The 14,223-nt window shown below is 35.1% G+C and carries 9 protein-coding genes; 4 read left to right on the top strand and 5 right to left on the bottom strand.

The genetic code is table 11. The annotated features are described in order from the left end of the window. Positions 1-119: 119 nt before the first annotated feature. The 4 genes from ABJD27_RS17795 to ABJD27_RS17780 form a co-directional block, all read right to left on the bottom strand. Complete coding sequence (locus ABJD27_RS17795) at positions 120-1,577, bottom strand: hypothetical protein (protein ID WP_348166555.1); 1,458 nt, start codon at positions 1,575-1,577, stop codon at positions 120-122. 42 nt (positions 1,578-1,619) lie between these two features. Beyond that, positions 1,620-3,077, bottom strand: a complete 1,458-nt coding sequence (locus tag ABJD27_RS17790; protein WP_348166552.1) for a curlin — start codon at positions 3,075-3,077, stop codon at positions 1,620-1,622. A 393-nt stretch (positions 3,078-3,470) separates the two neighbouring features. Further along, a complete protein-coding gene (locus tag ABJD27_RS17785) occupies positions 3,471-4,922 on the bottom strand; it encodes a hypothetical protein (RefSeq protein ID WP_348166549.1) in 1,452 nt (483 codons plus the stop codon). Positions 4,923-5,456: 534 nt separating this feature from the next. After that, complete coding sequence (locus ABJD27_RS17780; RefSeq protein WP_348166546.1) at positions 5,457-7,640, bottom strand: glutamine synthetase III; 2,184 nt, start codon at positions 7,638-7,640, stop codon at positions 5,457-5,459. 206 nt (positions 7,641-7,846) lie between these two features. Here ABJD27_RS17780 and ABJD27_RS17775 point away from each other — a divergent pair, with 206 nt between their 5' ends. Then, positions 7,847-8,857 (top strand): glutamine synthetase beta-grasp domain-containing protein, encoded by a 1,011-nt coding sequence (locus ABJD27_RS17775; protein ID WP_348166543.1) that lies wholly within the window; start codon positions 7,847-7,849, stop codon positions 8,855-8,857. Between the two features lie 262 nt (positions 8,858-9,119). Here the strand turns inward: ABJD27_RS17775 and ABJD27_RS17770 are convergent, their stop codons facing one another. Beyond that, positions 9,120-10,064: a calcium/sodium antiporter gene (locus tag ABJD27_RS17770; RefSeq protein WP_348166540.1), complete on the bottom strand. Its 945-nt coding sequence runs from the start codon at positions 10,062-10,064 to the stop codon at positions 9,120-9,122. A gap of 171 nt (positions 10,065-10,235) precedes the next feature. Here ABJD27_RS17770 and ABJD27_RS17765 point away from each other — a divergent pair, with 171 nt between their 5' ends. The 3 genes from ABJD27_RS17765 to ABJD27_RS17755 are packed head-to-tail and all read left to right on the top strand — an operon-like array spanning position 10,236 to position 14,204. Then, a complete protein-coding gene (locus ABJD27_RS17765; protein WP_348166627.1) occupies positions 10,236-12,440 on the top strand; it encodes a RelA/SpoT family protein in 2,205 nt (734 codons plus the stop codon). A gap of 29 nt (positions 12,441-12,469) precedes the next feature. Further along, positions 12,470-12,922 (top strand): transcriptional repressor, encoded by a 453-nt coding sequence (locus ABJD27_RS17760; RefSeq protein WP_348166537.1) that lies wholly within the window; start codon positions 12,470-12,472, stop codon positions 12,920-12,922. A 10-nt stretch (positions 12,923-12,932) separates the two neighbouring features. Beyond that, entirely contained in the window at positions 12,933-14,204 is a 1,272-nt protein-coding gene (locus tag ABJD27_RS17755) for an adenylosuccinate synthase (protein WP_348166534.1), read from the top strand. Positions 14,205-14,223: the final 19 nt, after the last annotated feature.

The following is a 14,223-nucleotide window of genomic DNA, read 5'->3' as shown; positions in this document are numbered from 1 at the left end:
AAACCTATTAAATTCATTTTTTATCAAAATGAATTTAATACAGATGTAAATTGATACTATGTATAATAATAAATAGCAGGTATAAATAATAGTTTCATACCTGCTATTCTAAATATTTTTTAGTCTTCGTATAACGGAGCTAATGAAAATGTTCCAACAGAATGTGGAGCAGTTACACTCCATGGACTTACATGAATGAATCCATTTTGATTACCATTTCCTGTTGGTCCTTCTTGAAGGATATCTGCTTGATTTCCTCCTACTCCCGGAGCAAACACACCTTCGTTTTGACGAATCGTGTAACTCTGCCCAGATCTTTGTGTAAGAAGCGCTGCGTTGTCTTGACCATGTTGTAATGTCTGACCGTAGTTAGCAGTACCCTCTTGGAAAGTGTTTGAGTTGTTATGAACTCCTCCTTGAGATGTTACTGCTGTGTTGTCAGTTCCCCATTGATCTTGTAAAGATCCATGACTAGAACCACTTTGATTTACAGAAGCAGCATTCCCGTTCCCCATTTGAATTTGTTTAGATACATTATCATTACCACCTCCAAAAAGATTTTGACTAACAAAAGCTGAGTTATTATCACCTGTTTGCATCTGCCCTGCATTATTAGATCCTTCTCCAGTACTTGTCTGACCTATGAAAGCATCATTTCCATCTCCAGATTGATTCTGAAAAGCTACACCATCTTCAGAAGGTCCAAAATTAGAACCATCAAAAATGTTTACTTCACTATCAAAATTATTTACTAATACCGCGTTATTAAATGAAGGTGTAGATACTGAGATAGTACTACTAGCCTGACCCTGATTTATTTGGCCTCTATTACCAACAGATCCATTTGCGCTTTGAATTTGTTCAGCTTTATTACGAGCACCTACCTGAGTAGTTAACGCTACATTACGAGCATCACTTCCTGCAGCATTATCTTGATCTACACGAGATTCATTATCCTCCCCAGATTGGTTTACAATCGCAAATTGCCCCTGACTATCTTCTGGGCCTGCGTTTTGACCTATCTCAGAAATGTTTCCTGTACCATTTTGTACTGTAGAAGCATCACTATTATCATAGGTTTGTAAAGTATAAGCAGAGTTATCTTGACCATCTTGCTCTATCGCAGCGTCATTGTTTTCTGCATTATCTCCAGTTCCTTGCATAATATGAGCTCTGTTTCCTAAAGATTCCTCTCCTCCATCATTGTTTTGATCAATCATCGAGTTATTAAAATCTCCTTCTTGAACTGAAGTTGCTTGGTTATTATAACCCGTTTGCTCTACTTCTGCAAGGTTTAACTGGCCACTTAAGGCTTCATTTCCATTAACATCTCCAGTTTGCATAACCCTTGCTAAGTTACCAACACCATCTTGATTAGTTAATGCAGATTGCTCAGTTCCGGCTTGACGTACTTGAACTGCATTATTAGATCCATTCTGAATAGACTCTCCTGTATTTGCTCCTGCTGCCGATCCTGGGATTTGTGCAACCTGAACTGCTTTACGAGCGCCAGTATCTTGAGCCATTGCAACAGTTGCAATAGCCAAAGCAAAAACGCTTACTATTAATTTTTTCATGATTTTGATATATAATTGGTTAATAAATACATTTTATAAAAATTAATCTTCATACAAAGGATTTAAAATAAACGCCCCTACAGTATGCGGCGCTGTAACACCCTGTGGATTTACGTGTATAAAAGAGTTTTGACTCCCTGTTCCAAAAGGTCCTTCTTGAAGAATATCTGCTTGATTCCCTCCTGTACCTGCTCCAAATACACCTTCGTTTTGACGAATCGTATAACTTTGACCATCACGTTGAGTTATTAATGACACATTGTTTCTTCCGTGTTGAACAGTTTGCGCATAACTTCCATCTCCTTCTTGGAATACATTTAAACTATTATGATTTCCTCTTTGAGTAGAGATTGAAGTATTATCTGCCCCCCACTGACTCTGAAGTGCCATATGATTATTTCCATTTTGCACTAAACCAACCGAGTTACTAGATCCAGATTGCTCTTGTCTACCAATATTACCACTTCCGTTCGCACTTCCAAATGCATTTTGAATCATTGTTGCTGCATTATTCTCTCCATCTTGGATTTGAGCACCATTGTTAGAATCATTTGTAGAAGCATACTGCCCTAGGAACGCTTGATTTCCACCACCAGTTTGGTGTTGAAAAGCAACGCCATTATCGGAATCTCCAATATTATTACTTCCTCCAGTTATTGATGAATCAAAACTAACAGTGTCAAAGTAAATTTGCTCAGATAAAGGAATTTGAAATAATTGATTCCCTGGGCCTTGGCTAATTTGAGCTAGATTTCCAGAAGATCCATCTGCATTTTGTATTTGTTCTGCTTTATTATTATTTCCTGCTTGTGTGGTATAAGCAACATTACGAGCATCACTAGCTCCAATATTATCTTGAGAAACACGAGATTCATTATCTTCTCCACTTTGCGAAACAATTGCAAATTGCCCTTGACTATCTTCTGGTCCTGCATTTTGATTAATTTCAGAAGTATTTCCTACCCCATTTTGAATAGTCCAAGCATCACTGTTATCATACGTTTGTAATGTATAAGCAGAGTTATCTTGACCATCTTGCTCTATAGCAGCATCATTATTCTCTGCTTGATTTGCAGTCCCCTGCATAATTTGAGCTCTATTTCCTAATGATTCTTCCCCGCCATCATTATTCTGTCTCGTATATGCATTATTAAAATCTCCTTGTTGAACGGTAGTAGATTCGTTATTAGATCCATCCTGATCTACTTCAGCTAAGTTTAACTGACCACTTAAGGATTGATTACCGTTAACATTACCAGTTTGCATGAGCCTAGCTAAGTTGCTATCTCCGTTTTGATTTGTTAATGCTGATTGCTCTGTACCAGCTTGACGTACTTGAACTGCATTGTTTGTTCCGTTCTGAATAGATTCCCCTGTATTTGCTCCTACTGCAGATCCAGGAATCTGTGCTACTTGCACTGCCTTCTGAGCCCCTGTGTCTTGTGCATAAGCAGAAATGCTAAATGCCAACACGACAGCGCTAATTAATATTTTTTTCATAATAAAAAGGTTTAGTTAATTAAAATATTTGAATGGCTAATAAATACTATTATAAAAAACACACTATCACCTATATAAGGAATTATGTGTTGTCTATTAATTGTTAAAAGTTAAATCAGAAAAATTGTGTTTTGAGGGAGAATTTAAAATACACAACTGATTTATAGTCATCAATGAAGCTTCTAAGACAAACGTTATCTATTAATTAAGATTTTCCTACATAAACCACTGAAAATCAGATTTGAAAATATTTTATTTAAAATAATAAATGTCATTTTTAAATCGTAAAATCTGATTTTCAGTTTTATAGTTTATGATACTTATAAGCTACTTGTAGTTTCAATACTAACTATGCATTAATATATTATACTAGATACTATATTAATAACTAGATTAGTCTTCGTATAAAGGAGCTAAAGTAAACCCTTCAACATTATGAGGTGCTGTTACACCTGCTGGGTTGAAATGAGTAAATCCTCTTTGTACACCAGTTCCAAGTGGTCCTTCTTGAAGAATATCCGCTTGATTACCTCCATTTTCTCCAAATTGATTTTGGTTTTGGAAGATGCTATAACTCTGACCATCTCTCTGAGTAAGGAAAGCTACGTTGAAATTACCGTGTTGTAATGTTCTTCCGTAACTACCATTTCCTTCTTGTAAGACATCTGAATAATTATGAGTACCTCTTTGAGCAGATACTATTGTATTATCGTTTCCTTCTTGAGTATGTACGGCAACATGTTCTCTATCATTTTGAACAACTGTTGCTGCATTATTATTTCCAACTTGTGTTTGGCTTGATACATTATCATAACCAGCATCTGGTGTAAGGTTTTGAATTGATTGAGCTATGTTACCATCTCCATTTTGAGATTGTGCAGCATTATTACCATCTCCAAACTGAACAATTACAGCATCATTCTCACCGCCAGTTTGCGTTTGAAACGCAACACCATTAGTAGCCGTTAGACCAGCTCCATCGTCATCACCAGCAAGAGAAGTATCAAAATCACTTACAGTATCATATAAGTCAACCTGACCTGTTGAATACGTTGGAAGAACTCCAGTAAATCCTTGTAAAATACCAGCAGTATTACCTCCAGCACTACCTGAAGAAACTTGAATTTGCTCAGCAGCATTTCCTTCACCTCCTTGACGAGTAAAAGCTGTATTACGGTCTTGGTCACCATCTGCTCCTGATTGATTTATACGAGACTCATTATTTTCACCGAGTTGATCTACAATTGCAAAATGTCCATCACTATCTTCTGGACCAGCATTTTGACTAATTTCAGAAGTATTCCCTACTCCATTTTGAATCGTCCACGCATCACTATTATCATAAGTCTGCAATGTATATGCAGAGTTATCTTGACCATCTTGCTCTATAGCAGCGTCATTATTCTCTGCTTGATTAGCAGTCCCTTGCATAATTTGAGCTCTATTCCCTACTGATTCTTCACCAGCGTCATTATTCTGCTTCGTATATGCATTGTTAAAATCTCCTTGCTGTACCGTTGTAGATTCGTTATTAAATCCATCCTGATCTACTTCAGCTAAGTTTAATTGACCGCTTAAGGCTTGATTACCATTAACGTTACCAGTTTGCATGAGTCGAGCCAAGTTACGATCCCCATTTTGATTTGTTAATGCAGATTGTTCTGTACCAGCTTGGCGGACTTGAACAGCATTGTTTGTCCCATTTTGAATGGATTCCCCCGTGTTTGCACCTGCTGCAGAACCTGGAATTTGTGCTACTTGCACAGCTTTTTGAGCTCCTGTGTCTTGTGCATAAACTGCAACACTAAATGTTAGTACAACAGCACTTACTAATAATTTTTTCATGATTTGTTTTTAATTAAATATTTTTTTTAACTGCTGTTAAGTCCTTTAAATGTGACACTCGTATCCTTATTGCATAGAATATCCATGACAACAAAAGTATTTTGTGCTAAAATTAAAAATGAAATGAGGTATGTATTTATGGGGGAGAAATGCTAAATACGATACTAATTTATATAAATATGATTAGCTCACAAATAGGATTCACAACTTTTCGATCAAAGGAACAGTACGTTTTTTAGTATAAATGATTAAAAAGCTACTAAACACTAGCGTTAACCTTCATGAAAAAATATATCTTGTTTTTTTATGACAGAAATGCTTGTATTCTTTTTCCTACACAGCATTACGTGTTACACTCAATTTAAAAAACAAAAGTAATAAAGAAGTATTCGAATAATAATTTAAAATCTTAGAAAAAAGACATTAACAGACTGTATATCAGGTAAAGATATCATTTAAAATTAAATAACACCTGTTAGTTTTACGATAATTTAAGAAAGATTTAAAAATACAAATATATTAACAAGGTAACGTCTAATTAATAAATAATAACTCTCTATATTTTGGTAATGGCCATAATTCATCTTCTATAAGTAATTCCAATTTATCACAGTGACGTCTTATTTTATTTATATACGGTAACACCTTCTTACAATACGACTTAGATTTAAGGACTAACTTCATTTGATTTGCCTTTTTACGAGCTTCAGTCATATCAGTTATATATTCATGTAACGCATCTATATGTGCCGAGATCTCTTTAATAATAGTCATCTGTTCTTTTGCTAATAACAAATAATCATCTCCATAAATATCTTTTAACCCTTTTACATTTGTAATAAGAACGTTTTGGTATCTCAATGCGGTAGGGATAATATGATTACGAGCAACATCACCCAAGACTCTGCTTTCTATTTGTATCCTTTTTATATACTCTTCAATTTCTATTTCATAACGGGCCTGTATTTCTACAGCATTCATAATACCTAGAGACTCAAACAAAGCAATTGCTCTAGACGAAATCTTCTCTTCTAAAGCATCTGGTGTATTTCTATTATGACTTAATCCCCTCTTTTTTGCTTCTTTCTCCCAAGTTTCTCCGTAACCATCTCCCTCAAAGCGAATATGTTTACTCTCTTTTATATACTCTCTAAGTGTATTAAAAATAGCATCATCCTTCTTCATAGAACTCTCATTAATAAGTATGTCTACTTCTTTTTTAAATGATTTTAATTGATTTGCGACGATAGCATTAAGGACTGTCATAGGATGCGCACAGTTTGCAGTTGCCCCTACAGCTCTAAACTCAAATTTATTCCCCGTAAATGCAAAAGGAGACGTTCTATTGCGATCTGTATTATCCAATAATATTTCAGGAATCTTACCTACAACATTAAGTTTTAAATCTGTCTTTTCTTGTGGAGACAATTTACCATCAGTCACTTTTTCTAATTCATCAAGCACTTGCGTTAATTGCGATCCTATAAATACAGAGAGAATCCCTGGAGGTGCTTCATTTGCACCAAGTCTATGATCATTACCAGCACTCGCTATAGAAGCTCTTAACAATTCTTCGTACACTTGTACCGCTTTTATTGTATTAATAAAGAATGTAAGAAATTGCAAATTCTTCATAGGTGTACTCCCTGGACTCAATAAATTAACACCTGTATCTGTAGCCAGTGACCAATTATTATGTTTTCCGCTTCCATTAACACCTTCAAACGGTTTTTCATGAAATAACACTTTAAAATAGTGACGTTCTGCCACTTTCTCCATAATATCCATAAGTAGAGAATTATGATCTACAGCTAGATTTGCTTCTTCAAAAATGGGTGCTATCTCAAATTGATTAGGAGCTACTTCATTATGTCGTGTTTTAATAGGAATACCCAATACCAAACATTCTTGTTCTAAATCTTTTAAATAAGTAAGTACTCGCGTAGGAATAGATCCAAAATAATGATCATCTAATTGTTGTCCTTTTGCCGAGGCATGACCTAATAATGTTCTTCCTGTTAATGTAATATCAGGTCGTGCTGCTGCCAATGCACTATCGATAAGAAAGAATTCTTGCTCCCATCCTAATGTTGCCTGTACTTTACTTACATTCTTATCAAAATAACGAGCTACATCTGTAGCTGCCGTATCAATCTCTTGAAGCGCTTTGAGTAAAGGAGTCTTATAATCTAATGCTTCTCCAGTATATGCGACAAAAACAGTAGGTATACATAATGTTGTATCATAAATAAATGCTGGAGATGTAGGGTCCCAAGCAGTATATCCTCTAGCTTCAAATGTATTACGTATTCCTCCATTTGGAAAACTAGAAGCATCCGGTTCTTGTTGTACAAGTTGAGCTCCATCAAATTTTTCGATGACATGTCCATCGGTTGTAATTTCAAAAAAAGCATCATGCTTCTCAGCTGTAGCACCTGTAAGAGGCTGAAACCAATGCGTATAATGAGTTGCCCCTTTATCCAACGCCCAAGTCTTCATACCTGTAGCAACTGCATCTGCAGTAATACGATCTATTTTATGTCCTTTATCTATGGCATGTACTACATTCTCAAAAGCAGATTTTGGAAGGTGTTGACGCATTGACTGTTCTCCAAATACATTCATATTATATGAAGAAGAACGACGACCTTCTTCTTTTGGAATATCTACAGAACGATGTTGTACATCATGTAACGCTTGAAATCGAAGTATTGGCATAACTATTATTGTTTTAAAGATAAACTACATCTTATTATGCAAATATACGATATTTACTAAAAAAGAGCATTTTTATAAAAGACCCCCTAATTTTTAGGGGGTGTTAATAAATAATATATAATTTTTAATAAATACCCCCATTTTAAATATGCATCTTGAATCAAAAATGTATATTTGCATCGTAATTTAAAAACAAATACGCCGTTATGAGCAAGTCCAAATTAGAGTATATCTGGTTAGATGGTTACAAACCAACTCAAAACATGAGAAGTAAAACTAAAGTAGTAAATGACTTTAGTGGTAAATTAGAAGATTGTCCAATCTGGTCTTTTGACGGATCTTCTACAAAACAAGCATCTGGCGGAGCATCAGATTGCTTATTAAAACCTGTAGCTATTTATCCTGATCCTCAACGTAATGATGGATTTCTTGTCATGACAGAAGTTCTTAATGCAGACGGTACAGCACACGAGTCAAACCATAGAGCAAACATAGATGATGACGATAACGATTTCTGGTTTGGATTTGAGCAAGAGTATTTTATTATGGATACTGCAACTCAATTACCTTTAGGTTTTCCTGTAGGTGGATATCCTGGACCTCAAGGAATGTATTACTGTTCTGTAGGTGGTAGAAATACACACGGACGCGATTTTGTAGAAGAGCACGCAGATCTTTGTATTGCTGCTGGTCTTAATTTTGAAGGAATTAACCAAGAAGTTGCTTCTGGACAATGGGAATTTCAATTATTTGCAAAAGGTGCAAAAATTGCTGGAGATGAAATTTGGATAGCTCGATATCTTTTAGATCGTCTTACAGAACAATACGGCTGGTATATAGAATATCACCCAAAACCAGTAAAAGGAGATTGGAATGGATCTGGAATGCATGCCAACTTCTCAAACACAACATTACGTACTTGTGGTTCACAAGAAACGTATGAAAAAATATGTGAAGCCTTCCGCCCAGTTACAGCAGAGCACATCGCTGTATATGGAGCTTATAACGACCAACGTTTAACAGGTCTTCACGAGACGGCATCTATTCATGATTTCAGTTACGGAGTATCAGATCGTGGAGCTTCTATTCGTATTCCTATTATCACTGTAGAGCACGGATGGAAAGGATGGTTAGAAGATCGTCGTCCTGCTTCAAACGGAGATCCATATAAAATTGCAGGCCGTATCATAAAAACGGTAAAAAGTGCAAATGTTTAATTGTTAGTTAACCATTATAAAAGCCTCATCGGTATAACTACTGACGAGGCTTTTTTTTATGTTTATGTATACGCTTTCGCGAAAGCGTATAAAGGACAATAACTCTTTAAGATCAAGTTGCTTCTTCAAAATGAGTTCCCACTTCTCTAAAAACAACTCTTCCATTGTTCTATTATTAGGGACATTAAATCTAAATAATCAAACACCCTTAATCAATCATTTATTTTTAAGAATGCAATTTTTAAAAATAAAATGCACACTACTATAAAAACGTAAGCCCTATAAAGACGATATATGCAACAAATAGTAATAATCCTTTATACCTAGAAAACTGTAAACGTTTAGGGACAAAAGCAAGTGGCAAAAGAATAGCTGCAAAACCAATCATCCAGAAGATATTAGTAGATAGTATAGCGTCATCTACAACAGAAATAGGTTTAACTATAGCTGTAAGTCCTAGTACAGAAGCAATATTAAAAATATTAGACCCAATCAGGTTTCCTAATGAAATAGCTTTCTCTTTTTTAAGCGCAGCTATAACAGAGGCTGCCAGTTCTGGCACACTAGTCCCTATAGCAATTACTGTTACAGAGATCACATAATCACTCACTCCTACTGCTTCTGCAAGTTGTGTAGCTCCCTTAACAAGCCACTCTGAACCAAAATACAAAGCAGTTCCTCCAATAGCCAACCATACAACTATTTTAAAATACGAGCTCTGAGCAAGTCCATCATCCACTCCATCTCCATCTACTTCCTTCTTTTTACGAGCTCTTCGTATAAGCACAAAAAGATAAATCACAAGGCAAGTTACAAGCCCAATGCCTTCTATTTGTGTAAGTTGCTTATCATTACTTAGCAAGAAATATAACGCAAAAGAAAATAACAACATCACTGGCCAATTAAATCGGTAAAAATCACGATCTACAGCCAAAGAAGAAATAATAGCAGTGATTCCTAATACCAATCCAATATTTGCAATATTAGACCCTATAACATTACCAAGAGCGATATCAGACAATCCATCATAAGCAGCTTGTAAACTTACTAGTAATTCTGGCGCAGAAGTAGCAAAAGAAACCACTGTAAGACCAATGACCATTTTTGACAACTTAAGCTTAAAAGATAATCCTACTGAAGAGCGTACCAAAAACTCACCTCCTACGACCAATAATAACAATCCAATAAGGACATAAAATATACTCATACAATAAATTTGGTGACGAAGATAATAAATAGAGAAGTCATCTTGTCTTTTTTTATAGAAGCAAAAAAATAATCAATGAATTCACGACAATAGGTATGACAATATAGACAAGGGAACACTTTTTGCTTTGTCTATTACATATAAAACAGTACATTAGTTATTCATATGGAACTGACCCAAGAGTACATAGAAGCCGAGAAGAAAGAACTGACTCGCCAGTATAAAAAATTACTGCGTATAAGCTATCAAACATTAACTGCTGAGGATAAAAAGATGATCCGAAAAGCTTTTGATATTGCAGTAGATGCGCATAAAGACCAACGTCGTAAATCAGGCGAGGCATATATTTTTCATCCACTAGCTGTAGCACAAATTGTTGCAAGTGAGATAGGACTAGATGCTACCTCTATTGCCTCTGCTCTATTGCATGATGTTGTTGAAGATACTGACTACACACTAGCCGATATCGAACGTATTTTTGGAGAAACTGTAGCGCGTATTGTAGATGGGCTTACTAAAATTTCTAACCTTAAGAAAGATAGAGATGTCTCTTTACAGGCAGAGAATTTTAGGAAAATGCTATTAACCATTAATGAAGACCCAAGAGTAATTATCATTAAAATCGCAGATCGTTTGCATAACATGCAAACGATGGATGCTATGAGACCTGATAAACAGGTAAAAATATCAAGTGAGACATTATATATATATGCACCTCTAGCTCACAGAATGGGGCTTTATAACATCAAAACAGAATTAGAAGATTTAAGTCTTAAATACACAGAAGCAGATGTGTATAAGGATATTAAAGACAAAATAAAAGAAAGTAAAGAAGAGCAAGATAAATACATTCGTGATTTTAAAAAAGTAATAGATGACTCTCTAACCCTTGAAGGACTTGATTACGAGATCAAAGGGCGTCCAAAATCTATCTATAGCATACGTCGTAAAATCATGAATCAAGGTATAAACTTTGAAGAGATTTACGACAAATTTGCCATTAGAATTATATACAAAAGTGATGTTGCTAATGAGAAGTTTTTGGCTTGGAAAATATACTCTATTGTTACAGATCACTTTAGACCTAATCCAACGCGATTAAGAGATTGGATTTCCTCTCCTAAATCTACTGGATATGAAGCACTTCACATCACAGTAATGGGACTTAAAGGAAGATGGGTAGAAGTTCAAATCAGATCTGAACGTATGAATGAAATTGCAGAGAAAGGATATGCAGCTCATTTTAAATACAAGCAAGGTGATGATGGTGATCATGGTCTGGACGAATGGATCAACAAACTACAAGAAGCTTTAGAAAATCCTGACACAAATGCAGTTGATTTTGTAGAGAACTTTAAACTTAACTTGTATAATAAAGAAATCTTTGTATTTACGCCACAAGGAGAACTTAAATCATTACCAAAAGGAGCAACTCCTTTAGATTTTGCATTTAGCGTACATACAGAAGTAGGATTGCATACTAGAGGCGCTAGAGTAAATGGAAAGCTAGTCCCACTAAGCCATGAACTAAAAAGTGGTGATCAAGTAGAAATCATAACATCAGATCAAGCAAAACCAACAAATAACTGGCTTGACTATGCTACTACTGCGAGAGCAAGAGCAAAAATAAAATCTTCATTAAAAGACGAGAAAAAAGAAACCGCTTCTGAAGGGAAAGTAGTGCTTTCGCGAAAGCTAAAATCTCAAAAAATTCAACTCAATGAAAGAACAATTAATGAACTTGTTTCTTATTTCAAATTAAATACAAGTTTAGATCTTTTTTACAGAGTAGGAATAGGAACCATTGATAATAAAATGATCAAAGAGTTTGCTACTCAACGTAGTAATGCGTTTGTAAGCTTTTTTAAAAATAAAATTAGAAAACCTAATGCCTTAGAAGATGTAGACAGAGATGAGATTACAAATAAATATGACGACCTTGTTTTTGGTCCTGATGAACAACAACTAGACTATAAATTTTCCGTTTGCTGTAATCCTATTCCTGGCGATCCAGTATTTGGATTCACTACAATTAACGAAGGAATAAAAGTTCATAAAAACAATTGTCCAAATGCCATATCATTGCGTAGTAAATATGCCTATCGTATAATTCCTGCAAAATGGATAGATTCTAGTGCAGAAGGTCACAAAGTAGATATTAGACTTACTGGTATTGATGCATTTGGTCTCGTAAATGAAGTTACCAAAGAGATTTCAGACCATATGCATGTAAATATCAAAGGAATAAGCTTTACTACAAACGGAGGTATCTTTAACGGAAATATCACTGTAATTGTTCAAAATAAAGAGCACCTTAAAAAGTTAATGGAGAATCTTAAAAAAATCAATGGAATAGACAAAGTCACTCGCGTATAATTCCGTAACTTTACATCTTTAATAGCACTATGAGTGTAAATACTACAATAAATAAAGATCAAGAAGTTGTAAAGAACGTTTTTACAGCATATCTAGAAGAGAAAGGACATCGTAAAACCCCTGAGCGCTTTGCTATACTTCAGGAAATATATAATAACGATGAGCACTTTGATATAGAGTCTCTCTATATTAACATGAAAAATAAAAATTATCGTGTAAGTCGTGCTACCCTATACAATACAATAGAACTTTTATTAGAATGTGGTCTGGTACGAAAACATCAGTTTGGAAACACACAGGCTCAATATGAAAAATCATATTTTGATAAACAACACGATCACGTGATTTTATCAAGCGGTGAAGTCATAGAGTTTTGCGACCCACGTATACAAGCAATTAAAAAAACAATAGAAGAAGTTTTTGATATCACGATAGACAAACACTCTCTTTATTTTTACGGAAAGAAAAACACCTCTAACTAACAATATACGAATGGCAGTAGACTTACTACTAGGCCTCCAATGGGGCGACGAAGGAAAAGGAAAAATCGTAGACGTACTTACAAAAAATTACAACATCATAGCTAGATTCCAAGGAGGTCCAAATGCTGGACATACTTTAGAATTTGATGGTATCAAACACGTTTTAAGAACAATTCCATCTGGTATTTTTCATAAAACAGCGATGAATGTCATAGGAAACGGTGTTGTAATAGACCCTGTTGTTTTTGTAAAAGAATTGGAAGGACTAGATCAATTTGATATTGATTATAAAAAAACATTAATCATATCACGTAAAGCGCATTTAATACTCCCTACACATAGACTATTAGACGCTGCTAGTGAAGCAAGCAAAGGGAAAGCCAAAATAGGATCTACCCTAAAAGGTATTGGACCTACCTATATGGACAAAACAGGTAGAAATGGTATACGAGTAGGAGATCTAGAACTGGCAAATTGGAAAACAAAATATCGTAACCTAGCTGACAAGCATGAGGCTATGATTTCATTTTATGATGTAGATATACAGTATGATCTACAAGAAATGGAAGTTGAGTTTTTTGATGCTATCACAAGACTTAAAGAACTTACTTTTATAGATAGTGAAGAGTACCTAAATCAAGCTGTAAAAGAAGGTAAGACAATTCTAGCAGAAGGAGCACAAGGATCCTTATTAGACATAGATTTTGGAACGTATCCTTTTGTCACATCTTCAAATACTACTGCTGCCGGAGCATGTACAGGCTTAGGTATTGCGCCAAATAGAATTGGTGAAGTATTTGGAATTTTCAAAGCCTACACTACCCGTGTAGGGTCAGGGCCATTCCCTACTGAATTATTTGATGAAGTAGGTGCCGAAATGGCTGAAGTAGGCCGTGAGTTTGGAGCCGTAACAGGTCGTCCTCGTCGTTGTGGATGGTTAGATTTAGTTGCACTAAAATATACGTGTGAAGTAAATGGAGTTACACAACTTAACATGATGAAAGGTGATGTCCTTTCTGGATTTAGTACTTTAAAAGTATGTACCGCATACAAATACAAAGGAGAGACAATCACACATCTACCATACAACATAGAACCAGAAAACGTAACACCTATATATTCTGAATTCCCTTGTTGGAAAGAAGATTTAACAAAAATGAGAGACGTTAGTCAGTTTCCAAAAGAATTAAATGACTATATCGCCTTTTTAGAAAAAGAACTAGAAATTCCTATCAAAATTGTTTCTGTAGGACCAGATCGCACACAAACAATTGCAAGATAATATCAAACTCTAGTAATAA

Source organism: Dokdonia sp. (genome assembly GCF_039945015.1).
GTDB lineage: Bacteria > Bacteroidota > Bacteroidia > Flavobacteriales > Flavobacteriaceae > Dokdonia.
Note: the sequence above shows the minus strand (reverse complement) of the source record. Positions and strands in the feature narration are given on the sequence as shown.